Consider the following 25700-nt stretch of genomic DNA (forward strand, 5'->3'; position numbering starts at 1 on the left):
ACGCCCGGCGGTTCATGGGCGGGCCCTGCCGCGCTCGCCGGGCATGGCCCGGCGCTACCGCCATGGTCCCGCGTTACAAGGTGTCGGCCGGTACCCGCACGCTGCCTTCCATCAATACACGGGCGCTGCGGCTCATGATGGCCTTGGTCACTGTCCACTGGCCGTCAACGAGACCGGCCTGGGCGCCCACGCGCAGCGTGCCGGACGGATGCCCGAAGGTCACCGCCTCGCGCTGGCCACCGCCGGCGGCACGGTTGACCAGCGTGCCCGGAATCGCAGCAGCGGTACCGATCGCCACAGCGGCAGTGCCCATCATCGCGTGGTGCAGCTTGCCCATCGACAGCGCACGCGCATGCAGATCGATGGCCGATGCCGGGATTGCCTTGCCGCTGGACGATACATAGTCCTGTGCCGGTGCCACGAACGCCACTTTCGGCGTGTGCTGGCGGGTCGCCGCCTCTTCCAGCGTCGAGATCAGGCCCATGCGCAGCGCACCGTGTGCACGGATGCTCTCGAACTTCTGCAGGGCAGCCTTGTCGTCGTTGATCGCCGGCTGCAGCTCGGTACCGCTGTAGCCCAGATCGGCCGCATTGAGGAAGATGGTCGGGATGCCGGCGGTGATCATCGTCACCTCGAAACTGCCCACGCCCGGCACATCCAGGGTATCGACCAGGTTGCCGGTCGGGAACATCGCGCCCGCGTCGCCATCATCGGAGGGATCTATGAACTCAAGCTGGATCTCGGCGGCCGGGAAGGTCACGCCATCCAGCTCGAAATCACCGATCTCCTGCACCTCGCCATTGCGCATCGGCACGTGGGCGATGATGGTCTTGCCGATGTTGGCTTGCCAGATGCGCACGGTGCACAGGCCGTCGCGCGGCACCCGGGCCGGATCGATCAGGCCGTTGGCGATGGCGAACGGACCCACCGCAGTGCTGAGGTTGCCACAGTTGCCGCTCCAGTCGACGAACGCGGTGTCGATCGAAACCTGGCCGTAGAGATAGTCCACATCGTGATCGGGCACGGACGCACTGGAGATGATCACGCACTTGCTGGTGCTGGACGTGGCCCCGCCCATGCCATCGGTGTGCTTGCCATAGGGATCGGGCGACCCGATCACGCGCATCAGCAGCGCATCACGTGCCGGGCCCGGCACCTGTGCGGCTGCGGGCAGGTCCTGCAGGCGGAAGAACACGCCCTTGCTGGTGCCACCGCGCATGTAGGTGGCGGCAATGCGGAGTTGCGGAAGAAAGCTCATGGAACGGTTCCTTGCAATGAAAGACGGCCCGTTGCCGGGCCGTCGGTTGTCTCATGCCACCCGGGCACCTTCGAGGAAATCCTGGGCGAAGCGCTGCAGTACACCGCCCGCTTCGTAGATCGCAACTTCCTCGTCGCTGTCCAGGCGACAGGTGACCGGCACGATGATGTCCTGCCCATCGCGGCGGTGGATGACCAGGGTCAGGTCGGCGCGCGGCGTGCGCTCGCCCACCACGTCGAAGGTCTCGGTACCGTCGATGCCCAGGGTCAGCCGCGTGGTACCCGGCTTGAACTCCAGCGGCAGCACGCCCATGCCGATCAGGTTGGTGCGGTGGATGCGCTCGAAGCCTTCCGCCGCGATCGCTTCCACGCCGGCCAGCCGCACGCCCTTCGCCGCCCAGTCACGCGAGCTGCCCTGGCCGTAGTCGGCACCGGCGATGATGATCAGCGGCTGCTTGCGCTCCATGTAGGTCTCGATCGCCTCCCACATGCGCATCACCTTGCCCTCCGGCTCCACCCGCGCCAGCGAGCCCTGCTTCACGCTGCCGTCGTCGTTGCGCACCATCTCGTTGAACAGTTTCGGGTTGGCGAAGGTGGCGCGCTGCGCGGTCAGGTGGTCGCCGCGGTGGGTTGCGTAGGAATTGAAGTCCTCTTCCGGCAGGCCCATCTTCGCCAGGTATTCGCCGGCGGCACTGGAGGCCAGGATTGCGTTGGACGGCGACAGGTGGTCGGTGGTGATGTTGTCCGGCAGCACCGCCAGCGCGCGCATGCCCGCCAGCGTGCGTTCACCGGCCAGCGCCCCCTCCCAGTACGGCGGGCGGCGGATGTAGGTGCTCTGCGGGCGCCAGTCGTACAGCGGACTGACCGCCGCACCCTGCTCCACGCGCACGTTGAACATCGGGTTGTAGACGCTGCGGAACTGCTCGGGCTTCACCGCCGCCTTCACCACTGCATCGATCTCGGCATCGCTCGGCCAGATGTCCTTCAGGCGCACCTCGTTGCCGTCGGCGTCCACGCCAAGCACGTCCTTCTCGATGTCGAAGCGCATGGTGCCGGCAATGGCATAGGCGATCACCAGTGGCGGCGATGCCAGGAAGGCCTGCTTTGCGTAAGGATGGATGCGGCCATCGAAGTTGCGGTTGCCCGACAGCACGGCGGTGGCATACAGGTCGCGGTCGATGATTTCCTGCTGGATCGCCGGATCCAGCGCACCGCTCATGCCGTTGCACGTGGTGCAGGCGAACGCGACGATGCCGAAGCCGAGCTTTTCCAGCTCCGGCAGCAGGCCGGCCTCTTCCAGATACAGCTGCACCGCTTTTGAACCCGGGGCCAGCGACGACTTGACCCACGGCTTGCGCAGCAGGCCGCGCTCGTTGGCCTTGCGCGCCAGCAGGCCGGCGGCGATCACGTTGCGCGGGTTGGAGGTGTTGGTGCAGCTGGTAATGGCGGCGATGATCACCGCGCCATCAGGCATCAGGCCCCGCAGCTGCTCGGCCTTGCCGGCATCGAGCTTGGCTGCGTCGGCGATGCCGCGCTCGGCCAGCTCGGCCACCGGCAGGCGGCGATGCGGATTGCTCGGGCCCGCCATGTTGCGGACCACGCTGGACAGGTCGAAGCGCAGCACGCGCTCGTACTGCGCCGTGGCCAGCGCATCGGCCCACAGACCGGTGCTGCGTGCGTAGTTCTCCACCAGCGCCACCTGCGATTCCTCGCGACCGGTCAGGCGCAGGTAATCGATGGTCTGCCCGTCGATGTAGAACATCGCCGCGGTCGCGCCGTATTCCGGGCACATGTTGGAAATGGTGGCACGGTCACCGATGGTCAGCGCGGCCGCACCCTCGCCGAAGAATTCAAGCCAGGCGCCCACCACGCGTTCCTTGCGCAGGAACTCGGTCAGGGCCAGCACCACGTCGGTGGCGGTGATCCCTGGCTGTGGCCGACCGGTCAGTTCCACGCCGATGATGTCGGGCAGGCGCATCCACGACGCGCGGCCGAGCATCACGTTCTCGGCCTCCAGGCCGCCGACACCGATGGCGATCACGCCCAGCGCATCGACGTGCGGCGTATGGCTGTCGGTGCCCACGCAGGTATCCGGGAAGGCCACGCCGTCCTGCACGTAGATCACCGGCGACATCTTCTCCAGGTTGATCTGGTGCATGATGCCGTTGCCCGGCGGAATCACATCCACGTTCTGGAACGCCCGCTTGGTCCAGTCGATGAAATGGAAGCGATCCTCGTTGCGGCGATCCTCGATGGCGCGGTTCTTCTCGAATGCCTGCGGATCGAAACCACCGCACTCCACCGCCAGCGAGTGATCAACGATCAGCTGTACCGGCACCACCGGGTTGACCTTGGCCGGATCGCCGCCCTTGTCGGCGATCGCATCGCGCAGGCCGGCGAGATCCACCAGCGCGGTCTGACCGAGAATGTCATGGCACACCACGCGCGCCGGGAACCAGGGAAAATCCAGGTCGCGGCGACGTTCGATCAGCTGCGTCAGCGAGGCGGTGAGCAGCGCCGGATCGCAACGCCGTACCAGGTTCTCGGCCAGCACGCGCGAGACATACGGCAGCGTGGCGTAGGCGCCGGGCTGGATCGCATCGACCGCAGCGCGCGCATCGAAGTAGTCCAGCGGGGTGCCGGGGAGGGTCTTGCGGTAATCGGTATTCATGGGCTGGCGGAATGCTTGGGGCGGGCCGGATGCCGGCGAGCGGCAATGAAGGCATCCGGCCGGCACCTGGCCGACCGGATGGATGGATCACGCGGCGGTCAGGCGCGCTTGTCGATGGCCACGAACTCGCGATCTTCCGGGCCGATGTAGTTCGCGCTCGGACGGATGATCTTGCCGTCGATGCGCTGCTCGACGATGTGCGCGCTCCAGCCGGCGGTGCGGGCGATGACGAACAGCGGGGTGAACATCGCGGTCGGCACGCCCATCATGTGGTAGCTGACGGCGCTGAACCAGTCCAGGTTCGGGAACATTTTCTTGATGTCCCACATCACCGTCTCCAGGCGCTCGGCGATGTCGTACATCTTCATGCTCGACTGCTCTTCGGACAGCTCACGGGCGACGTCCTTGATCACCTTGTTGCGCGGGTCGGACACGGTGTACACCGGGTGGCCGAAGCCGATCACCACTTCCTTGCGCTCGACGCGGGCCTTGATGTCCTCTTCGGCCTCATCCGGGCTGTCGTAGCGCTTCTGCACCTCGAAGGCCACTTCGTTGGCGCCGCCATGCTTGGGGCCGCGCAGCGCGCCGATGCCACCGCAGATCGCACTGTACATGTCGCTGCCGGTACCGGCGATGACACGGCAGGTGAAGGTGGACGCATTGAACTCGTGCTCTGCGTACAGGATCAGCGAGGTGTGCATCGCCTTCACCCACGAATCCTGTGGCTTCTCGCCGTGCAGCAGGTGCAGGAAGTGGCCACCGATGGAATCGTCATCGGTTTCCACGTCGATGGCGCGGCCGTTGTGGCTCCAGTGGTACCAGTACAGCAGCATCGAGCCGAGGCAGGCCATCAGCTTGTCGGCGATGTCGCGTGCACCCGGATGGTTGTGGTCATCCTTTTCCGGCGCCACGCAGCCGAGCACCGACACGCCGGTGCGCATCACATCCATCGGGTGTGCCGACGGCGGCAGTTCTTCCAGCGCGGCTTTCACCGCGGCCGGGATGCCACGCAGCGACTTCAGCTTGGCCTTGTACGAAACCAGCTCGGCGCGGGTCGGCAGCTTGCCGTGCACCAGCAGGTACGCGATTTCCTCGAATTCGCTGGTGTTGGCCAGATCCAGGATGTCGTAGCCACGGTAGTGCAGGTCATTCCCGCTGCGACCGACGCTGCACAGCGCGGTGTTGCCGGCGGCAGTGCCGGACAGGGCGACGGACTTCTTCGGCTTGAAGGTCGGGGTTGCGGTCGTATCGTTCATGTTTCCCTCCGAAAACTTGATGGTGCAGGGTACTGCTTATTTCTTGGCGGCGAACAGTGCGTCGAGCTGCTGCTCAAACGCGTGGTAGCCGATGCGGTCGTACAGTTCTTCGCGGGTCTGCATGGTGTCGACCACGCTGCGCTGGTGACCGTCGCGGCGCACCGCCTGGTAGACGTTCTCCGCCGCCTTGTTCGCCGCGCGGAACGCCGACAGCGGGAACAGCTGGATGGCGACCCCGGCCGAGGCCAGCTCGTCGCGGCTGAACAGCGGCGTCGCACCGAATTCGGTGATGTTGGCCAGCACCGGCACCTTCACTGCATCGACGAAGCGGCGGTAGGTGTCCAGATCGTAGGCGGCCTCGGCGAAGATGCCATCGGCGCCCGCTTCGACACAGGCGATGGCGCGCTCGATGGCCTTGTCCACGCCATCCACCTGGATGGCATCGGTGCGTGCGATCAGGAAGAAATCCGGATCGGTCTTTGCATCAGCGGCGGCCTTCACGCGGTCGACCATCTCACCCTGCGAAACGATCTCCTTGCCGGGACGGTGACCACAGCGCTTGGCGCCGACCTGGTCCTCGATGTGGCAGGCGGCCGCGCCGGCCTTGATCAGCGACTTCACGGTGCGCGCGATGTTGAACGCGCTGGGTCCGAAGCCGGTATCGATGTCCACCATCAGCGGCAGGTCGCAGACGTCGGTGATGCGGCGCACGTCCACCAGCACGTCTTCCAGGGTGTTGATGCCCAGATCCGGCAGGCCCAGCGAGCCTGCGGCAACACCACCGCCGGACAGGTAGATGGCGCGGAAGCCGGCGCGCTTGGCCAGCAGTGCGTGGTTGGCGTTGATCGCGCCGATCACCTGCAGCGGCGATTCGGCGGCCAGGGCCTCGCGGAAGCGGGCACCGGCGGAAGAAGGGGCGGAAGCGGTCATGCGGCAATCCATGTTGAGGAACAGGTGGCAGGCGCAAGCACCATGCCAAGCTGCAAGCGATTGATTTCAAAGGCATGACCGGCTGACAGCGATGAAACATATGAAACATTGAAACAGATGTATCATGAAACACTCCCGTGCCGGTGTCCGCCCCATGTACCTGCCCCGCTCGCCCCTGCGCCATGCCGATGCCGACCCCGGCCGCCCGGTGATCTGGACGGTCAGCGTTTCGCGGCTGACCGGCCTGCTGGGTGACGTCATTCCCGAGTTCGACCGCCGCGCGCGCATCGAGCAGATCAACCTCGGCTTCGAAGAGGCAGTGGAGGTGATCGGCCAACGCCTGCGCCGCGAGCACTGCGACGTGGTGATTGCCGGTGGCTCGAACGCGGCCTGGCTGCGCAGTCGGCTCGACCTGCCGCTGGTGCCGATCCAGGCCAACGGCTTCGACCTGATGGAGGCTCTGGCGCGCGCGCGCCGCATCGCCGCACGTATCGGCCTGGTCACCCATGCCAGCGACGTGCCGGTGTTCAGCGGCTTCCAGCAGAGCTTCGGCCTGGATATCGAGCACCGCCGCTTCGTCACCCGCGAAGATGCGCGCGACTGCATCGCCGATCTGCGTGCCAACGGCATCGAAGTGATCGTCGGCACCGGGATGGCCATCGACCATGCCGAGCAGGCCGGGCTGCCGGGCGTGCTGCTGTATTCGGCCGACTCGGTACGGCAGGCCTTCGAGCATGCGCTGGAACTGACCCAGACCCTGGCACGCTCGGTGGGTCCACGCCCCACCACGCGGCGCAGTGCCGCCCCGCGCGGCGATGCATACGCGCTGCTCGGCGACAGCGAGGCGATGGCGCAGGTGCGCGCACAGATCGCGCTCTATGCACCGCACGACAGCACCGTGCTGGTCACCGGCGAGACCGGTACCGGCAAGGAACTGGTGGCACGGCAACTGCACGCCGCCAGCGGCCGGCGCGGTCGTTTCGTCGCGCTGAACTGCGGCGCGATCAGCGAATCGCTGCTGGAAGCCGAACTGTTCGGCTACAGCGATGGCGCCTTCACGGGCGCACGTCGTGGCGGCCGGGTCGGCCTGGTCGAAGCGGCCGATGGCGGCACACTGTTCCTTGACGAGATCGGCGAGCTGCCCTTGCCGCTGCAGACCCGCCTGCTGCGCGTGCTGGAAGAACGTGAAGTGCTGCGCGTCGGCGCCACCGAACCAACACCCGTGGACCTGCGGGTGGTGGCCGCGACGCTGCAGTCGCTGGAGCATCGCGCAGCTGCCGGCAGCTTCAGGCGCGACCTCTACTACCGGCTGGCGGCACTGCGCATCGCACTGCCCCCGCTGCGTGCCCGGCGCGCTGACATCCCGCTGCTGACCCGGCACTTCTTCCGCCAGCTGCGCGGTATCGACGCCCCCCTGGACCAGGACGCGATGGCAGTGCTGGGTGCCGCCGACTGGCCGGGCAATGTGAGAGAACTGCGCAATCTGGTCGACCGCCTGCGCATCCACTGGCAGCCGGCAGACGGGATGATCGACGCTGGGCGCCTGCTGCAGCTGGCGCCGGAACTGGCGCGCGAAAGCACCCCGTCCCTGCGGCTGGAAAGCAATGGCAGGCGCCCGGCACGGGCCCAGCTGCAGGCGCTGCTGCGGGAACACCGCAATGACCGCGAAGGCATGGCCCAGGTGCTCGGCGTGTCACGCACCACCTTGTGGCGCTGGCTGCGCGCGGAAGGACTGTAGGCAGGCGCAGCGCGGACCGCGCGGCGCGCCGCCAGCCAAGGTTGGCACTACCCCCGCGTGGCCGCGTCCAGCGGCATGCGGAAATAGACCACCCGCTCGGTCTCTTCAAAGCCACAGGCGCGGTGTGCCGCGTGCGCCTCTACGTCCTCCAGGCGGCTGTCCGAGGCCAGCTCGCTGCAGCCCGCGTCCCGCGTCCACGCCTGCACTTCCGCCAGCAGGGCACGGCCGACAGCGCGGCCCTGCCACTGCGGCGTTACATACCAGCCTTCCAGGAACCCGACCGGCGAGGAACCGGTGCCGTTCACATAGTCGTGGCGCAGGCGCACCTCGGCGAAACCGACCGCCTCACCATCAGCCGCGCACGCCAGGAACACCGCACCTTCCGGATCGGCCAGCGACTGCGCCAGCTCCTCCAGTGGATCATCGGCGTCGGGCCACAGGCCCACGCGCAGCTGCGACCATGCAGCGGCATCGGCCGGTGTGGCCTGGCGGATCGTGGCAGCGCAGCCGCTCACGGATACAACAGGCGCTTGCTCCAGTGCCCCTCGGCGCCGGCTTCGTAGCACCACCGCTCGTGCAGGCGGAACTGCGCGCCGTACCAGAACTCGATGCGGTCGGGCACCACGCGCAGGCCACTCCAGCCGTCCGGACGCGGCACGTCCTTGCCCTCGAAACGTGCCTCGACCTCGGCCACGCGCGCATCGAACTCTTCGCGCGTTGCAAGCGTCTTCGACTGCTGCGAAGCCCACGCGCCGATCTGGCTCATGCGCGGACGGCTGGCGAAATAGGCGTCTGCTTCCGCATCGGCCACCTGTTCGACACGGCCTTCGATGCGCACCTGGATGCCGGCCTCGCGCAGGCTGCGCCACAGGAACAGCAGGGCCGCCTGCGGATTGGCCCGCAGCTCCTGGCCCTTGTGGCTGTCCAGGTGGGTATAGAACACGAAGCCACGCTCATCGAAGGCCTTCAGCAGCACGGTGCGCGCCGATGGACGACCGTGCAGGTCGGCACTGGCCACGGTCATCGCGTTGGGCTCGACCTCGCGGCTCTGTTTGGCCTCGTCGAACAGGGCCGCAAACGTGGACAGGGCTTCGGCGTACAGGTCGCTCATGATTGCGTTCTTCTCACACGGATTGATCTATTGTGGCGGCATGGTCGCTGCTGCGTATATGCCCCAGGTGAAAGGATTTCCCGAAACATTGGCCGAGCAGGCACTGGATGATGCGCTGGGCAGCGGCGCGGCGGTTCCAGTATTGGCGATCAGCGGGCTGCAGGGGAGCGGCAAATCGACGCTGGCCGAGCAGGTGGTGGCGCGCGCCCGGAACCGGGGCCTGAACGCCGCGACGCTGTCCATCGATGATGTCTACCTGACCCGCGCGCAACGGCAGCGGCTGGCACGCCAGGTCCATCCGCTGTTGATCACCCGGGGGCCGCCGGGCACCCACGACCTGCCGCTGGTCCACGCGCTGCTCGATGCCGCCGCCGCGCGCGAACCACTGGCGCTGCCGCGCTTCGACAAGCTGGCCGACGAGCGCCTGCCACAGGCGCAGTGGCCACGGCTGGAAAAGCCGCTGGACCTGCTGGTGTTCGAAGGCTGGTTCCTGGGCACACCGGCGCAGGAGGAATCCGAACTGGCTCAGCCGTTGAACGCCCTTGAACGTGATGCCGACAGCGATGGCCGCTGGCGCCACTGGTGCAACCAGGCCCTGGGCCGCGACTACCCGGCATTGTGGCAACGCTGTGACCGCCTGTGGTTCCTGCAGCCGCCGGACTTCTCGGTAGTACCGCGCTGGCGCTGGCAGCAGGAGCAGAACCTGCAGGCGGCCCAGCCCGGCCGGCATGGCATGACCCGGCCGCAGCTGGAGCGCTTCGTGCAGTACTTCGAGCGGGTCAGCCGGCAGGCGCTGCATGCACTGCCGGCCCTCGCCGACCGGGTGGTGGTGCTGGATGCGCAGCGCCAGATACAGGCACTGCGCTGAGGCCCCTCATTCCACCAGGAAGGTCACCCGCAGATTGACCCGCCATTCGGTGATCTCACCGCTGCCATTGGTGACCACCTTGGTCTCGTTGATCCAGGCCCCCTGGATGCCCTTCACGGTTCCGGAGACCTTCTTCAGGCCGCTGCGCACGGCATCCTCCACGCTCGTGGGCGAAGAGGCGGTGATTTCGATGACCTTGGCAACCGACATGGCCTGTACTCCGTTGAACGCGGGAATCCCCGCAGGAAGTCCCACCCTGACGTGAAGGACGTAAAGGCCGGGGCACGGAGGTGTTAGCATCAGGGCGCATGAATCCTGCTCCGAACCTGATCCTGATCGGCCCGATGGGCGCCGGCAAAACCTGCATCGGCCGCCGCCTCGCCGAGCGCTTCACGCTGGACTTCGTCGATGTCGACCAGTCCATCGTCGACGCCGCCGGAGCCAGCATTCCCACGATCTTCGAGCACTCCGGCGAAACCGGCTTCCGCAGCCTCGAGCGCGACGCGCTGGCCCGCCTCCTGCAGGGCCACGGCCAACTGGTCTCGACCGGCGGCGGAGCGGTACTGGACCCGGACAACCGGGCATTGATCGCCCGCCGTGGCTTCGTGGTCTACCTGCGCGTCAGCGTGACCGCGCAACTGGAACGGCTGGCCCGCGACAAGGCCCGGCCGTTGCTGCAGCGCCCCGACCGCGAGCAGGTGCTGCATGACCTGGCCGCCCATCGCGATCCGCTGTACCGCGAACTGGCCGACCTCACCCTTGATACCGACCCGTACACCGCTGCCGACGCCACCGCCCAGCTGGTCGTCAAGCTCGCCGCGCAATGGCAGCGCCAGGACCTGATCGCATGACTTCCCCCACTCCGCTGCAGGTCGCCGTTGGCGGTGACCGCCCTTACACCATCTCCATCGGCGCCGGCGTCCAGAGCAATGGCCCTGCCCTCGCCCGCCACGTGCGGGGGCGCCACGTCCTGCTGCTCAGCGACAGTGACGTCGCCCCGCTGTACCTGGCGCGGCTGAAGCAGACCCTGCTGGCCGCGCGTTCGGACCTGGTCGTCGGCGAACACGTGCTGGCTGCCGGCGAAGCCTCCAAGACCCTGGCCGAATTCGGCCGCGCCATCGAAGCGCTGGCAGCCCTGGGCGCCACCCGCGATGCCTGTGTGTTCGCGCTCGGTGGGGGGGTCGTCGGCGACCTGGCCGGCTTCGCCGCAGCCTGCTGGATGCGGGGCATCGACTGCGTGCAGCTGCCGACCACGCTGCTGGCGATGGTCGATTCGTCGGTGGGCGGCAAGACTGCCGTAGACATTCCTGCCGGCAAGAATCTGGTCGGCGCCTTCCATCCGCCGCGCGCGGTGGTGGCCGATACCGCGGTGCTGGCCACCCTGCCGCCGCGCGAGCTGCGCGCGGGGCTGGCCGAGGTGGTGAAGTACGGCGCACTGGGCGATGCGGATTTCTTCGACTGGCTGCAGCACCACGCCGACGCGCTGTCCGCTGGCGAGGACGCGGTGCTGGCCGAAGCCATCGCCCGCAGCTGCAGGCACAAGGCCGCCATCGTCGAGCGCGATCCGTTCGAGAAGGGGGAGCGTGCCCTGCTGAACCTCGGCCACACCTTCGGCCATGCCATCGAAACCGAACAGGGCTATTCGGCGCCGGGCCGCGATGCGCTGAACCATGGCGAGGCGGTGGCAGTGGGCATGGTGCTGGCGGCCAGGCTGTCCACCGATCTCGGCCTGGCCGACGATGCCGACCGCGCGCGCCTGCAGGCGCTGCTGGAAAGGCTCGGGCTGCCGGTCGCGATCCCGGCCGGCCTGGATCCGCAGGCCCTGCTCGGCCGCATGCGGTTGGACAAGAAGAACGTGGCCGGTCGACTGCGCCTGGTGCTCTGGCGCGGCATGGGTCGGGCCGAGGTGGTGCCGGACGTGGATGAAGCAGCGGTATTGAAGGTGCTGGGCCAGGGTTGATCGCTTCCGCGTTCGCCGGGCATGGCCCGGCGCTACCCGGGTTTCCTGAGCGTCCGCCGGGCATGGCCCGGCGCTACCGCGTTGCGGCCGGGGTCACCCTGGCCCCGCTACAATCGGGCCATGCATGTCTACCTGCAACATCCCGAGGCCGGTGCGCAGGCACCGCGGTTCCTGCGCCTGAGCCTGCAGCCGGATCTTTTCGGCGGCTGGGAGCTGCTGCGCGAAAGCGGCCGCGTCGGTGGCCGCTCGCAGCTGCGCCGCGAGCTGTTCCTGCAGGCCGACGAAGCCCGCCACGCCTTCGAGAAGGCGCGCGATGCCGAACTGCATCGTGGCTTCCAGATCCTTTCGCACGGCGACTGACGCCGCTGCCCACCTTCGATCCAAGGAACGTTCAACGTGACCAGCCCTCTCCGCAACGATCGCCTGCTACGCGCTCTGCGCCGCGAACCGGTGGATTGCACGCCCGTCTGGCTGATGCGCCAGGCCGGCCGCTACCTGCCGGAGTACCGCGCGACCCGGGCCAAGGCCGGCAGCTTCCTGGCGATGGCCAAGAACCCGGAGATCGCCTGCGAAGTCACCCTGCAGCCGCTGCGGCGTTTCCCGTTGGATGCCGCCATCCTGTTCTCGGACATCCTCACCATCCCCGACGCGATGGGGCTGGAGCTGTACTTCGTCGAAGGCGAAGGCCCCAAGTTCCGCCACCCGGTACGTGACGAAGCCGCCATCGCCAGGCTGGCGGTGCCGGACATGGAGCAGGACCTGGGCTACGTGATGGATGCGGTGCGCCTGATCCGCCGCGAGCTGGATGGCCAGGTGCCGCTGATCGGTTTCTCCGGCAGCCCATGGACACTGGCCTGCTACATGGTGGAAGGCGGCGGCAGCAAGGATTTCTCGCGCATCAAGGCCATGGCGCTGAACCACCCGCAGGCGCTGCACCGCCTGCTGGAGGTCACCACCGACGCGGTCATCGCCTACCTGGGCGCGCAACGCGCAGCGGGCGCACAGGCCCTGCAGGTTTTCGATACTTGGGGCGGCGTGCTGTCGCCGGCGATGTACCGCGAATTCTCGCTGCGCTACCTGCAGCGGATTGCCCAGGGCCTGGACCGTGGCGAAGGCAGCGAGCGTACGCCGCTGATCCTGTTCGGCAAGGGCACCGGCCTGCACCTGGAAGCACTGTCGCAGACCGGTGCGGATGCACTGGGCCTGGACTGGACGCTGGACCTGGACGAAGCGCTGCGCCGCACCGGTGGTCGCGTTGCCCTGCAGGGCAACCTCGACCCCACCACGCTGTACGCTTCGCCCGATGCGATCGCCACCGCTGCCGCGCGCGTGCTCGATACCTACGCCGCCGGCAATGGCGGGTCGCGCGAGGGCCACGTGTTCAACCTTGGCCATGGCATGTCACCGGACATGGACCCGGCCCACGTGCAGGTACTGGTCGACGCGGTGCACGCGCACAGCCAGCGCTGAGCAGTGCGCATGCGGTTGCGGCGCGGTGTTGATCGCGCCGTGACCCGCAGTGCGCGATCATGGCGCCCCCACGTTGCACCGGCCACAACCCATGTCCACATCGCCATCGACCTACAACCGCCAGCGCCCCCTGCTGTGGCTGGTGTCCCTGGCGATCTTCATGCAGATGCTGGACTCGACCATCGTCAACACGGCGCTGCCGGCGATGGCGGCCAGCCTGGGCGAGAGTCCGCTGCAGATGCAGTCGGTGGTGTTCAGCTATGCACTGGCGGTCGCCACGTTCATTCCCGCCTCCGGCTGGATCGCTGACCGCTACGGCACCCGGCGCACCTTCCTGGTGGCGATCATCCTGTTCACCCTCGGCTCGCTGGCCTGCGCGCTGGCCCAGCACCTGCATCAGCTGGTGGGTGCCCGCGTGCTGCAGGGCATCGGCGGTGCGATGCTGCTGCCGGTCGGCCGCCTGGCGGTGATGCGTTCGGTGCCGCGCGAGGACTTCCTGCGTGCGATGAGCTTCATCGCCATCCCCGCCCTGATCGGCCCCTTGATCGGCCCGACGCTGGGCGGCTGGCTGGTCGAGATCGCCTCCTGGCACTGGGTGTTCCTGATCAACCTTCCGATCGGCGTGATCGGCTTCATCGCTGCGATGAAGATCATGCCGGACCATTACGCCAGCCACCGCACCCGCTTCGACCTGCGCGGCTACATCATGCTGGCCTTTGCGATGGTGGTGCTGTCGCTGGCGCTGGACGGCATCTCCGGGCTGGGTACGCCGCACGCGCTGGTGATGCTGATGACCGTGGCGGGGCTGGCCGCACTGGTGGGCTATTGGCTGCACGCGGCCAACTCGACCGCGCCGTTGTTCTCGCTGGCGCTGTTCCGTGTGCCCAGCTATCGCATCGGCATCCTCGGCAACCTGTTCTCACGCATCGGCAGCAGCGCCATGCCGATGCTGATTCCGCTGCTGCTGCAGGTGGGCCTTGGCCTGGGACCGATGAACGCCGGACTGATGATGGTACCGGTGGCCGCGGCCGGCATGGTCTCCAAGCGGCTGGCGGTGAAGCTGGTCGAACGCTACGGCTATCGGCGCGTGCTGATGACCAACACCGTGCTGGTGGGCCTGGCCATGGCCAGCTTCATCCTGATGACGCCGGGCCAGCACCTGGGCTGGCGCCTGCTGCAGCTGGCCTTCTTCGGTGCGGTCAATTCGCTGCAGTTCACCGTGATGAACACCGTGACCCTGCGCGATCTGGATCGGGAGTTCGCCAGTTCGGGCAACAGTCTGCTGTCGATGGTGATGATGCTGGCTGCCGGCTTCGGCGCGGCGGCGGCGGGCAGCCTGCTGGCCGCCTTCGGCACGCACCTGGAGGGCCACGGCGCGACGGCGGCGTTGCACGCCACGTTCCTGTGCGTGGGCGCGATCACACTGACTTCGACGATGATCTTCTGGCAGTTGCCGGACACCAAGCCCGAACCCCGCCAGGTCGAACACGTCGCGGAGTAGCCTGCCGGACTGTGCCCGGCCTCAGCGCCCCAACACCTTGGCGATGGCCTCCACCAGCAGCTCGCCCGTGACCGGCTTGCGCAGGAAACCGCCGATCCCGGCCGCTTCCACCTGCTTCTGCAGGTCCGGGTCCGTGCGCGCGGTCACCGCCAGCAACGGCAGCGTGTACCCCTGGTTGCGCAGATGCTCGGCCAGCTCGAAGCCGCTGAGGCCCGGCAGGTCCAGGTCAAGCAGGGCCACATCGAAATCACTCCCGCTGATCTCGCGCAGCGCCGCCAACGCATGCCCGGCATGCACCACCTCATGGCCGCGCGCACTCAGAAGACCCTGCACGACATCGGCAACCGTCGCGTCATCCTCCACCAGCAGCACGCGCAGGGGGGGCATGTTCGCTACTGCATCCTCGCTCCGCGCGGCGCTGTCCGCATCGGCGTCGGCGTCCACTTCCAGCGGCAGGGGCAGCATCACTCCAAAGCAGGTTCCGCGCCCCAACTGGCTTTCGACCTGGATCCGGCCCTGCATCGCCTGCGCCAGCTCGCGGCAGATCGCCAGCCCCAGGCCACTGCCACCATACTGCGCCGCGGTACGTGCACCGTCAGCCTGCTCGAACCGGCGGAACAGGCGCAGCTGCTGTTCCTGGCTGATGCCCGGCCCGGTGTCACGCACTTCGAACTGGAGTGCACGCATCGCCTCATCGCACCGGGCATGCAGGGTGATGGTGCCACGGCTGGTGAACTTCACCGCGTTGGACAGCAGGTTCAGCAGGATCTGCCGCACCCGGATCGCATCGCCGGTGGCCTGCAGGCCGGGCGGCAAGCGATTGTCCAGGACGAAACGCAGTCCCTTCTGCGCGGCCAGCGGCCCCATCAGCGCGGCCAGGTCCTGCAGCAGGCAATGGAGCGCGAACGGCCGGGACTGCAGTTCAAGGCGTCCGGATTCGATCCGCGCCAGGTCCAGCGCATCGTTGACCAGATGCAGCAGATGCTCGCCCGCCTGGCGGATGGACTGGGTGTAGCCGCGCTGCTGAGGATCCAGCGGCGAGGACAACAGCAGCTCGCTCATGCCCATCACACCGGTCATCGGCGTGCGGATCTCATGGCCCAGATTGGCCAGGAAGCGTGTCTTGGCCGCCGAGGCCTGCTCGGCAAGTTCCTGCTTGTGCAACGCCAGCTGGTAGGCGTGGCGACGCTGCAGGCGGCGACGGTACAGCCATGCAAACCAACTGGTCAGCAGCAACGCGATCGACGTCAGCACCAGCAGGCCCGACAGGCTGCGCCACCACGGCGGCTGCACGCGGAACTCCAGGGTCTGCACCCGCGACCAGACGTGGTCGGCCGAGCGCGCCTGCACTTCCAGCCGATAGCTGCCCGGCGGCAGCCGCGAGAACAGGCGTTCACCGGCGGGCCCGACCTCGACCCAGTCCGGGTCATAGCCGGCCAGGCGGTAGCGATACGAATTGGAGGCCGAATCGGCGAAGGACAGCAGGCGCGCCACGATGCGCAGATCGCGGTCGCCGTCGGCGATCAGCAACGGTGCGTCGTGGGTCAGGTCCAGCACCTGCTCGTTGCGGCGCACCTCCACCCGCTCGATCACCAGCGGTGCGCGGCGCACCGAAGGCCGCACCTGTTCCGGATCGAACACCACCACGCCGGCCGGCGTGCCTGCCACCAGCCGTCCCGAAGACGTCGCGATCAAGGTATGCGCGCGGAACTCCTGGCTGGGCAGGCCATCGTGCACGCCATACAGGCGCACGCTCTGGCCGTCCGCGCCGACCCGCACCAGGCCGCGTGCGCTGGTGGCCCAGGCCACACCCTGCGCATCGACCACCAGACCGGTGGCGGAAACCGCCGGATATCCCTGTTCGGCACCAATGACCCCCTGCCGCTCCAGACGCCCCTGGCTCCATCGATAGCGCGACAACCGGCCGTCCTCGGACAGCCACACCTGGCCGTCGCTGCCGGTATACGCCGCGTACAGTGCCGTTGCCGGCGCGCCGGGCACCGGCTGGAAGCGCTGCTGCTCAGGCTGCCACTGCAGCAGCCCGCGGCTGCTGGCCAGCCACAGCTGGTTCTGCGGACCGCATACCAGATCCTGGTTCAGCTGGCCGGTCTGCAGTCCGTTCTGGCCATTGTCCAGTTCGAGCAGCAGCCGACCTTCCAGATCGCGCTGCTGCAGGCCGGCGGGCATCATCAACCACAGGCTGTTGCTGTCGCAGATCATCAGTGCGTCGACATCGCCCTCCATCGCGGCATCGGCAGGCGCGTCGCGTCCCCAGCGGCGCAGCTCGTCGCGTGCCGGGTCATAGCGCAGCAGCGCTCCGGACGAACCGATCCAGACCCGGCCATGGCGGTCCTCGCGAACCGAGGTCAGCCAGTGGATGCCATTGACGCCGCGCCGGAACTGCTCGATCCGGCCGGTACGGGGATTGAAGCGATCCAGCGCGCCGTGGCTGCCGACCGTCCAGACACCTCCGTTGCTGGACGCACTGGTGCCGAGTACGTAGGCGTTGCGCAGTGACGATGCATCGTCCTCCAGACGCGAGAACACCGAGAACTGCCACCACCGTGGCAACAAATGCCAGAGACCGGCATTGGTGCTGGCCAGCCAGATGCCGCCCTCGCGATCCTCGTAGGCGCCGGTCCAGTTCGGCCGCACCTGGCCGCGCGCGATCGCGCTGTACAGCGGCACCGTCTGGTACTGGCCATCGACCGCGCGACCGAGTCCGCTGCGGGTGTCCAGCCAGTAGCCCCCCTGCTCATCGCGCAGCATCATGCCCAGCACCTCGTCGCCGGCTGGCACCGACCAGGGTTGCCGCTCGAAGCGACCATCCGGCCGGCGCACGAATGCGCCGGCCAGCGTGCTGATCCACAGGCTGCCGTCAGGTTCGGCGGTCAGACCGTTGATCAGCTGGCCGGGCACCTGCTCGTCGCCGACCCGCTCGAAATCGCTGCCGGTCCAACGCGCCACGCCATGCTTGGTGCCCACCCACAGGCTGCCGTCGGGCAGCGTGGCCAGATAGGGCACCGCAGCGGCCGGCAGGCTGCGCGGATTGTTCGCCTCGGGCAGGAAGCGCTGCACCCGATCATTGCCATCCACCCGGTACAGCCCGCCTTCGTGGGTACCGAACCAGATCGAGCCATCGGGGGTGGCGGCCAGGCTCCAGATCGTATTGGTGCTCATCAGCGGCTGGCTGCTGCGGTCGAAGAACCGCAGCTGCCGGCGGTCGGCCGACATCCTTACCAGGCCGGCATTCTCGGTGCCGATCCACAAGCGGTTGCGGGTATCGACCAGCACGGTCCAGATTCGGTTGTCGCGCAGGCCATCCTCGGAGCGCCAGACCCGGTAGTTGCGGCCGTCGTATCGTGCCAGCCCGTCATTGGTGGCGATCCACAGGTAGCCGTAGCGGTCCTCCGCCATGCGGTTGACGGTGTTGGACGGCAGGCCATCGAACACCGTCACCTGCCGGGGCGTGGGCGGTACCGGCTGTGCGGCAGCGGGCGCCAGGCAGCACAGCAGAAGCATCAGCAGCATCGCCGCCCGCAGATACGCCACTGATCGCCTCCTCACGCGTTCCCAGATGGTGCCCGTCGTGCGGGCGTCGGCATGGTAAACCGAAAGTCGCGCCGTTCACGCCCGGCGCCGGCGCAATCAGCCCTCACCCTGGCGCTTGCTGCGAGCCTGCACGATGGCCGCCACCAGCATGTCGCCCGTGACCGGCTTGCGCAGGAAGCCGTCGAAACCGGCGGCCAGCACCTGCGCCTCCGCATAGGCATCGGACCGCGCGGTCACCGCCACCAGTGGCAGCTCATAGCCCATGGCGCGCAGCTGACGGGCGATCGCCGTTCCGTCCAGGGCCGGCAGATCCAGGTCGAGCAGACCGACATCGAACCCCTCGGTCGCGATCTCCGACAAGGCCCCCAGGCCGTGCAGCACGTGCACTACGTCGTGGCCACGACCGCGCAGCAGGCCGGCGATGACGTCCGCTACCGTGGCGTCATCTTCGACCAGCAGGATGCGCAGCGGCGGCAGCGGCGGTGGCGACGCCCTGTCGGAACCACTGTGGGCAGCCTGGCGGGTCCACGGCAGCGGCAGCTGCACGCGGAACCGTGCGCCCCTGCCCGGCTGGCTGTCGACATCGATGCGCCCACCCATCGCCACGGCCAGTTCCTGGCAGATCGCCAGGCCCAGACCGCTGCCGCCATAGCGCGATGCTGTCCGCGGGCCATCGGCCTGCTCGAAGCGATGGAACAGACGCTGCTGCTGTTCGGCATTGATGCCGGGGCCGGTATCGAACACCTCGAAGCACACCCCGCCGCCATCCTCCTGCAGCCGCACGCCCAGGCCGACCTGGCCGCGCTCGGTGAACTTGATGGCATTGCCGAGCAGGTTCAGCAGGATCTGGCGGATGCGCATTTCATCGCCACTGACGCTGATCGGGCCGGGCAAGGCATCCTCGCGTACGAAATCGAGCTGGCGCTGCTGCGCCATCGGCCGCATCAGCATCTGCACCTGGTCCAGCAGCGCGGCAAGATCGAACGGACGCAGGTCCAGCTCCAATCGCCCGGCTTCGATCCGGGCCAGGTCCAGGGCATCGTTGACCAGACGCAGCAGATGGCTGCCCGCCTGCTGGATCGATCCGGCATAGCTGCGCTGTACCGGATCCAGTGATGTGGCCAGCAGCAGTTCGCTCATGCCCAGTACGCCGGTCATCGGCGTGCGCACCTCATGACCCAGCGTGGCCAGGAAGTGGCTCTTGGCCTGCGAGGCCTGCTCGGCGAGCTGCTGCTTGTGCACGGTCAGCTGCCACTGCTGGCGCCTTCTCAGACGGCTGCGGATCGCCCATGCCAGCACCAGCAGCAGCAACGAGCCCAGCAGCAGGTAGCCGAAGATCGCCATGCCGCTGCGCCACCAGGGCGGCAATACCTTCACCTGCAGTTGCTGCGACGGCGTCCACGGACCACTGTCGGTGGCCGCCTGTACTTCGATCACGTAGGCACCGGGCGCGAGGCGCGACAGCGTGCGCTGGCCGTCGCCACCCTGCTCCACCCAGTTCTGGTCATAGCCCTGCACCCGGAACCGATAGCGGTTGCCCTGCGGGTTGCCGTACGAGAGCAGCCGCGCGTCGATCTGCAGATCACGGTCATCCGGACCCAGCAGCAGCACCCCGGTGGTCGGCAGGGGTTGCCAGCCGCGCGCATCGTCGCGACGTACGCGCACCTGCGCGATCACCAGCGCGGAGGATGGCAGTGGGGTGTCGGCGGCATTGACGTCGAAACCGACCGCGCCGGTCTGGGTCACCGCGAGCACGCGGCCATCGGCGTTCACCGCAGGCGGCCGGCCGGTGAATTCGGCATCGGGCAGTCCGTCGCGCTCGGTGAACTGCCTCAGCCGCTTCGTTTTCGGATCCCAGCGCAGCAGACCGCGCGGCGTGGTGGCCCACAGGCGGCCATCGTCGGCCAAGGCCAGCCCACCCATGCTCAGGGGTGGCACGCCGGCGGCAGCATCGACGCGCTGCACCAGGCGCAGGCTCATGCCGTCCCACTGGTAGCGCTCGAAGGCGCCCTGGCGGGCGAGCCACAGCTGCTGCGGATCGATCCACACCAGGTCGTAGATCGATCCCCGCGAGACGCCAGGAACCGCCTCGAAGCGCTCACCCTGCTGGCGCCAGAGGCCCATGTCCCCCATCACCCAGGCCTGCCCGCGCGGATCGAATCGAATCTGCTCGATCGGCGCATCGCCCAGGCCGCGGAATCCCTCGACGGGGAAGCTGCGCAGCACCCGGCCATCGTCCAGACGCTGCTGCACGCCGACGTTCATCACCGACACCCAGGCGGTGCCATCCGGCGCCTGCCGCATCAGGTCGATGCGCTGGCGCAGATCGGAGCCGCCGTCGATGCGCCACTCCCGGGTTGCGCGGGTGGCCGGGTCATAGACGGTGATGCGCCCGGCGCGGCCCAGCCAGAGGCGGCCGTCCGGCCGCGGCAATACCGACCAGACCGCGCCACTGCCCAGCTCGCGATCACTGGCAAGCAGACTCAGCACGCCCTGCGCATCGATCCGGTACACGCCGTGTGCCGAACTCACGTAGTAATTCCGGCCATCGGTGGCCGCGCTGAGCAGGTACTGGCTGTCCAGCGGTTTGCCGTCGAGCTGGTTCCAGGTGGAGAAGCGGCGCCAGTCCGGCGGCAGATAGGCCAACCCCTGGCTCAGCAGGGCCACCCAGACCCCGCCTTCGTGGTCCTGCAGCAGATCGAGCACGCCACTGTGCGCGGTCAGGAAGCCGCTGCCGCGATCGCCCTCCAGGCGCCGCAGTGTCTGCGCATCACCGCGCAGCAGCCCATCCGAGGTACCTGCCCAGTAGCCTCCCTGCCGATCCGCCAGCACCAGTGCCGAGCGAAAGCGATCACTGCCGGACCAGCGTGGACGGCTGACGCGGTCCTGGGCATCGATGCGGAACAGGCCTTCGTTCTGGCTGCCGACCCAGATCGATCCATCGGGGTCGCGGCTGAGACGCAGCACGCTGACCCTGCCCAGCTCGCGCGGCGCGATGGCCTCGAAGCTGTTGCCGTTCCAGCGGGCGACACCGGCCTCGGTACCGACCCACAGGCGGCCCTGCGCGTCGACCAGGCTGCTGAAGATGGTGTTGCTGGGCAAGCCGCCGGGGCGCTGCGGATCATGCTGGAAGAAGCGCAGGCTGCCATCCTCGCCGAAGCGGCACACGCCATGGCCGCTGGTGCCGATCCACAGCGCATCGTCCGCATAGGCCAGTGTCCAGAACTGGCTCTGGCATTCATTGTTCACCGCGGCGAAGCTGGAGAAACGCTCGCGATCCGCGTCCAGCCGGGCGATGCCCTTGCCGTTGATGCCGACCCACACCCGGTCCAGCGGATCCACCAGCAGGGTCTCGATCTCGTTGCCCGGCAGCGAACCCGGCCGCTCCGGTTCATGCTGCCAGACCCGCAGCGTCGTGCCGTCGTAGCGGGCCAGCCCACCATCGGTGGCCGCCCAGATGTACCCCTGGCGGTCCTCGGCCAGGGCCACGACCATGCGCGACGGCAAGCCGTCGGCGGCGCCGAAGCGGCGCAGCCGTGGTGTCTCCCCAGCCATGTCCAGAGTCGCGGCCACCGTGGCGCTTGCCAGCAGCAGCAGACCCGTTACTGCGATGCCTCGGCACCACAGACGCCAGCCACTCGTCATCCTGAACCCCCGATCCAGCCGCGATTGTCACACAGCCCAGGCTTCACGACTGCAACAGCCCGTTTCCAGTGGCATCACCACCACGAACTGTTGCAGCCATGCACGCAGCGTTGTCAGGGGGCTGTGCGTATGATCGCAGCGTCCCCTCCCGGAGCCCGCCATCGATGCGACCCCGCCTGCTCCTGCTGCCGTTGCTGCTCGCCGCTGCGCCCGCCTGGGCACAGCTCGATACCTACCGGCTGGATCCGGTGCACACGCGGGTGCTGTTCACGATCGATCATGCCGGCTACTCGCAGGCCATGGGGACGGTATCGGGCAGTGAGGGCCACCTTCAGTTCGATCCCGACAACTGGCGCGAGGCAACCCTGCAGGTCGATGTGCCGGTCGCCCGGCTGGATCTGGGAGATGCCAAATGGAACCAGGCCACGCTGGCCCGCAGCCTGCTTGATGGCGAGCGGTTTCCCAGCGCCCGGTTCGTATCGTCGCGGGTCGAACCGATCGATGCCAACCACGCCCGTGTGTTCGGCACGCTGACCCTGCGCGGGGTCAGCCAGGAGGTCGCGCTGGATGTGACCCTCAATGCCATCAAACGCTATCCGTTGCCGCCGTTCCGCCGCACCGCCGGTTTTTCCGCCAGCACCACGTTGAGCCGCCGCGCGTTCGGCATCACCGCCTGGCCCGGGGTGATCGGCGACGCGGTACAGGTACGGATCGAGGCCGAGGCCTTCCTCGACCGCAGCGACAGGCCGGGAACTCCTGCCCCGGTTCCCCACTCCGACAGCAAGACGGCCCCCAAGGACCCCGCATGACCGCCAAGAACTCCCCTGCCGCCTGGGGCAGTGTCAGCCAGACGCTGCACTGGTTGATCGCACTACTGATCCTCGCCCTGGGTGTGATCGGCCTGACCATGGGCGAACTGCCCAGGACGCCCAAATACTTCTGGGTCTACACCGCGCACAAGTCGATCGGCATCACCGTGCTGGCCCTGGTGCTGCTGCGCCTGGTCTGGCGCCTCTACGCCGGTGCGCCCAAGCCGGTGCCGGGTGTGCCCAGCTGGCAGGAGCGCATCGCCAGCGCCACCCACGTGCTGCTGTACGTGCTGATGTTCGCCATTCCGCTTTCGGGCTGGCTGTACGACTCTGCCAGCGGGCTGCGGCCCTTCCGCTGGTTCGGCCTGGTCGATGTGCCCAAGCTCAGCGGACCGGATCCGCAGGTCGTCGCCGTGTCGCATGCGATCCATGAGTACGGCTTCTGGCTGCTGATCGCTGTGGTGCTGGCCCATGCCGGCGCTGCCCTTTACCACCACCTGTTCCAGCGCGACGCGACGTTGAGCCGCATGCTGCCGCGTGGCTGGCTTGCCTCTCCCCAGAAGGACTGACCGATGAATCTGAAACTGACCACCCCGGCGGCCGTGGCCGCTGCCCTGGCCGGCATGCTGGCCACTGCCCCGGCGTTGGCCGCGGACTATGCACAGGCTCCCGGCGCGGGCTCGATCCTGGTATTTGCCAGCAAGTACGACGGCGAAGTGTTCACCGGCAGCTTCCCGGGCTTCGCCACCAAGCTCAGCTTCGATCCCGCCAATCCGGCGGCCGGCTCACTCGACGTCGTGATTCCGCTGGCCGGCGCCAGGAGCGGCAACAGCGATCGTGACTCGACGCTGCAGAGCGCGGACTTCTTCAATGTCGGCAAGTTCGCCACCGCGCGTTACACCGCGAAGGGCTTCCGCGCCATCGGCAATGACCAGTTCGCCGCCGATGGCACGCTCGAGCTGCGTGGTGTCAGCAAGCCGGTGACGCTCACCTTCACCTGGAAGCCGGGCACGCAGCCGGTGCTGACCGGCAAGGCCACCGTCAAGCGCCTGGACTTCAGCGTCGGCGCCGGCGATTGGGCCGACACCAAGACCATCCCCGACGAAACCGCGATCAGCACGATCGTGAAGTTCGACGCGAAGTAAGCCACGGGCCATGCCCGGCTCCACCTTGGAACGGTGATACAGGGTGGCGCCGGGCCATGCCCGGCGGCTTCACCCCGCAGCCAGCCAGGCCCGCACCCGCGCCGCATCGAAGGGCCAGTCCAGTTCGCGGCCGCCCGCCTCGTCGCGCAGCACCGGTACCCGCGCGCCGTAGTGCGCCTCCAGCGCTGGATGGTCATCCAGGAACACCGATTCGAACTCGGGCGCGCGTGCCTTGGCCAGTTCGGCCAGGGCCATATCGCACAGGTGGCAGTCGTCACGCTGGAACAGGGTCAACACCGGCTTGCCTCGCTTGGCGGAAATGCTGCGCCGCAGCCATCGGAGGGCCCGGCAAGCCGCTAGAATAGCCGCTTGTCCGGTACCCGCAGTTTGGCATCCATGGCTGTCAGCACGTTCGACGTCTTCAAGATCGGCATTGGCCCGAGCTCTTCCCACACCGTCGGACCGATGAAGGCCGCCGAGCGGTTCATCCATCGCTGGCTGCTCGACCCCGGCCGCCTGCACGAGGTCGCACGCATCCGCGCCGACGTCTACGGTTCGCTGGCGCTGACCGGTCGCGGCCATGGCACCGACAAGGCGATCCTGCTTGGCCTGGAAGGCCAGCGCCCCAACCTGATCGATCCGGACATCATTCCGTCCACGCTGGATCGCATCCGCAGCAGCAAGCGCATCCAGCTGATGGGCCAGCATGAGATCGCCTTCGACGAGAAGCGCGACCTCGGCATGAACAAGCGGCAGAAGCTGCCGTACCACACCAACGGCATGCGCTTCACCGCGTACAACGCCGACGATGAAGTGATCGCCACGCGCGACTATTACTCCGTTGGCGGTGGCTTCGTGGTCAACCAGGACGACGCGGCCGATGACCGCATCGTGCCCGACGAAACCCCGCTGCCCTATCCGTTCAAGAGCGGCGACGAGCTGCTCGCGCAGACCGCGCGCAGCGGCCTGAGCATCGCGCAGCTGATGTTCGAGAACGAGAAGTGCTGGCGCAGCGAGGACGAGATCCGCGCCCAGCTGCGCGAGATCTGGAGCGCGATGCAGTCATGCGTGACGCGCGGCATCCGCGAGGAAGGCGTGCTGCCGGGCGGCCTGAAGGTCGGCCGTCGCGCGCCGGCGCTGTACCGCGAGCTGTCGTCGAAGCCGGAAGCGGCGATGCGCGATCCGCTGACCACGCTGGACTGGGTCAATCTGTACGCGCTGGCCGTGAACGAGGAAAACGCCGCAGGTGGCCGCGTGGTGACCGCGCCGACCAACGGTGCGGCCGGCGTGCTGCCCGCGGTGCTGCATTACTTCGACCGGTTCTGCCCGGGCGCGAACGAGCAGCGCGTGTTCGACTTCCTGCTGACCTCGGCGGCGATCGGCATTCTCTACAAGGAGAATGCTTCGATTTCCGGTGCCGAAGTAGGCTGCCAGGGCGAAGTGGGCGTGGCCTGCTCGATGGCGGCCGGCGGCCTGGTTGCGGCGCTGGGTGGCAATCCAAGCCAGATCGAGAATGCCGCGGAAATCGGCATGGAACACAACCTCGGCCTGACCTGCGACCCGATCGGTGGGCTGGTGCAGATTCCCTGCATCGAGCGCAACGCGATGGGCGCGGTGAAGGCGATCAATGCCTCGCGCATGGCGATGCGCGGCGATGGCAAGCACAAGGTGTCGCTGGACAAGGTCATCAAGACCATGCGCGACACCGGCCGCGACATGCAGGACAAGTACAAGGAAACCAGCCGCGGCGGCCTCGCGGTGAATGTCATCGAGTGCTGATGACGGTC

The 25700-nt window shown here is 67.9% G+C and carries 21 protein-coding genes; 11 read left to right on the plus strand and 10 right to left on the minus strand.

The window, feature by feature from the left end; genetic code table 11:
- Positions 1-73: 73 nt before the first annotated feature.
- From prpF to prpB, 4 genes are all read right to left on the minus strand, one after another.
- Entirely contained in the window at positions 74-1258 is a 1185-nt protein-coding gene (gene prpF / locus ACZK08_RS14700) for a 2-methylaconitate cis-trans isomerase PrpF (RefSeq protein ID WP_053518644.1), read from the minus strand.
- A gap of 51 nt (positions 1259-1309) precedes the next feature.
- Complete coding sequence (gene acnD / locus ACZK08_RS14705) at positions 1310-3928, minus strand: Fe/S-dependent 2-methylisocitrate dehydratase AcnD (protein ID WP_065182635.1); 2619 nt, start codon at positions 3926-3928, stop codon at positions 1310-1312.
- 98 nt (positions 3929-4026) lie between these two features.
- Positions 4027-5184 carry a bifunctional 2-methylcitrate synthase/citrate synthase gene (prpC, locus tag ACZK08_RS14710; RefSeq protein ID WP_053518648.1) on the minus strand — a complete coding sequence of 386 codons (1158 nt, stop codon included), beginning with the start codon at positions 5182-5184 and terminating at the stop codon, positions 4027-4029.
- A gap of 36 nt (positions 5185-5220) precedes the next feature.
- Entirely contained in the window at positions 5221-6114 is an 894-nt protein-coding gene (gene prpB, locus ACZK08_RS14715) for a methylisocitrate lyase (protein ID WP_065182634.1), read from the minus strand.
- A gap of 154 nt (positions 6115-6268) precedes the next feature.
- Between prpB and prpR the strand changes: the two genes are divergently transcribed.
- The gene (gene prpR, locus ACZK08_RS14720) at positions 6269-7852 is read left to right on the plus strand and encodes a propionate catabolism operon regulatory protein PrpR (RefSeq protein ID WP_065182633.1); all 1584 of its coding nucleotides are present in this window, start codon (positions 6269-6271) and stop codon (positions 7850-7852) included.
- A 47-nt stretch (positions 7853-7899) separates the two neighbouring features.
- Here prpR and aacA read toward each other — a convergent pair whose 3' ends face one another.
- Together aacA and pdxH are read right to left on the minus strand one after the other, a co-directional pair.
- Positions 7900-8367 carry an aminoglycoside 6'-N-acetyltransferase gene (gene aacA / locus ACZK08_RS14725; RefSeq protein WP_065182632.1) on the minus strand — a complete coding sequence of 156 codons (468 nt, stop codon included), beginning with the start codon at positions 8365-8367 and terminating at the stop codon, positions 7900-7902.
- Complete coding sequence (pdxH, locus tag ACZK08_RS14730) at positions 8364-8963, minus strand: pyridoxamine 5'-phosphate oxidase (RefSeq protein WP_065182631.1); 600 nt, start codon at positions 8961-8963, stop codon at positions 8364-8366. Before pdxH ends, aacA begins: the two co-directional genes overlap by 4 nt.
- Before the next feature lie 40 nt (positions 8964-9003).
- On the opposite strand from pdxH, the gene ACZK08_RS14735 reads away from it, so the two are divergent.
- Positions 9004-9831: a kinase gene (locus ACZK08_RS14735; RefSeq protein WP_065182630.1), complete on the plus strand. Its 828-nt coding sequence runs from the start codon at positions 9004-9006 to the stop codon at positions 9829-9831.
- 6 nt (positions 9832-9837) lie between these two features.
- Here the strand turns inward: ACZK08_RS14735 and ACZK08_RS14740 are convergent, their stop codons facing one another.
- Entirely contained in the window at positions 9838-10041 is a 204-nt protein-coding gene (locus tag ACZK08_RS14740; RefSeq protein WP_053518657.1) for a dodecin family protein, read from the minus strand.
- A gap of 98 nt (positions 10042-10139) precedes the next feature.
- On the opposite strand from ACZK08_RS14740, the gene ACZK08_RS14745 reads away from it, so the two are divergent.
- From ACZK08_RS14745 to mdtD, 5 genes are all read left to right on the plus strand, one after another.
- Complete coding sequence (locus tag ACZK08_RS14745) at positions 10140-10682, plus strand: shikimate kinase (protein ID WP_065174808.1); 543 nt, start codon at positions 10140-10142, stop codon at positions 10680-10682.
- Positions 10679-11791 carry a 3-dehydroquinate synthase gene (aroB, locus tag ACZK08_RS14750; RefSeq protein ID WP_065182629.1) on the plus strand — a complete coding sequence of 371 codons (1113 nt, stop codon included), beginning with the start codon at positions 10679-10681 and terminating at the stop codon, positions 11789-11791. Before ACZK08_RS14745 ends, aroB begins: the two co-directional genes overlap by 4 nt.
- A 120-nt stretch (positions 11792-11911) precedes the next feature.
- Positions 11912-12151, plus strand: a complete 240-nt coding sequence (locus tag ACZK08_RS14755) for a WGR domain-containing protein (RefSeq protein WP_053518663.1) — start codon at positions 11912-11914, stop codon at positions 12149-12151.
- A 36-nt stretch (positions 12152-12187) separates the two neighbouring features.
- Complete coding sequence (gene hemE, locus ACZK08_RS14760; protein ID WP_065182628.1) at positions 12188-13261, plus strand: uroporphyrinogen decarboxylase; 1074 nt, start codon at positions 12188-12190, stop codon at positions 13259-13261.
- A 91-nt stretch (positions 13262-13352) separates the two neighbouring features.
- Positions 13353-14762, plus strand: a complete 1410-nt coding sequence (gene mdtD / locus ACZK08_RS14765) for a multidrug transporter subunit MdtD (RefSeq protein WP_065182627.1) — start codon at positions 13353-13355, stop codon at positions 14760-14762.
- 21 nt (positions 14763-14783) lie between these two features.
- On the opposite strand, the gene ACZK08_RS14770 is transcribed toward mdtD, so the two are convergent.
- Positions 14784-18314, minus strand: coding sequence for a hybrid sensor histidine kinase/response regulator (locus ACZK08_RS14770; protein WP_065182626.1), 3531 nt, complete (start codon positions 18312-18314; stop codon positions 14784-14786).
- A 96-nt stretch (positions 18315-18410) separates the two neighbouring features.
- Entirely contained in the window at positions 18411-21959 is a 3549-nt protein-coding gene (locus tag ACZK08_RS14775) for a sensor histidine kinase (RefSeq protein WP_065182625.1), read from the minus strand.
- 164 nt (positions 21960-22123) lie between these two features.
- On the opposite strand from ACZK08_RS14775, the gene ACZK08_RS14780 reads away from it, so the two are divergent.
- The 3 genes from ACZK08_RS14780 to ACZK08_RS14790 are packed head-to-tail and all read left to right on the plus strand — an operon-like array spanning position 22124 to position 23913.
- On the plus strand, positions 22124-22768 hold the full coding sequence (locus tag ACZK08_RS14780) for a YceI family protein (RefSeq protein ID WP_053519879.1): 645 nt from the start codon (positions 22124-22126) through the stop codon (positions 22766-22768).
- On the plus strand, positions 22765-23337 hold the full coding sequence (locus ACZK08_RS14785; protein WP_065182624.1) for a cytochrome b: 573 nt from the start codon (positions 22765-22767) through the stop codon (positions 23335-23337). The genes ACZK08_RS14780 and ACZK08_RS14785 overlap by 4 nt, the downstream gene beginning before the upstream one ends.
- Before the next feature lie 3 nt (positions 23338-23340).
- Complete coding sequence (locus ACZK08_RS14790; protein WP_053519881.1) at positions 23341-23913, plus strand: YceI family protein; 573 nt, start codon at positions 23341-23343, stop codon at positions 23911-23913.
- Positions 23914-23982: 69 nt separating this feature from the next.
- On the opposite strand, the gene ACZK08_RS14795 is transcribed toward ACZK08_RS14790, so the two are convergent.
- Complete coding sequence (locus ACZK08_RS14795) at positions 23983-24168, minus strand: thioredoxin domain-containing protein (RefSeq protein WP_053519891.1); 186 nt, start codon at positions 24166-24168, stop codon at positions 23983-23985.
- Between the two features lie 141 nt (positions 24169-24309).
- Here ACZK08_RS14795 and ACZK08_RS14800 point away from each other — a divergent pair, with 141 nt between their 5' ends.
- Positions 24310-25692 (plus strand): L-serine ammonia-lyase, encoded by a 1383-nt coding sequence (locus tag ACZK08_RS14800; protein WP_053519882.1) that lies wholly within the window; start codon positions 24310-24312, stop codon positions 25690-25692.
- Positions 25693-25700: the final 8 nt, after the last annotated feature.

The organism is Stenotrophomonas sp. 112478_Sma, assembly GCF_056479905.1.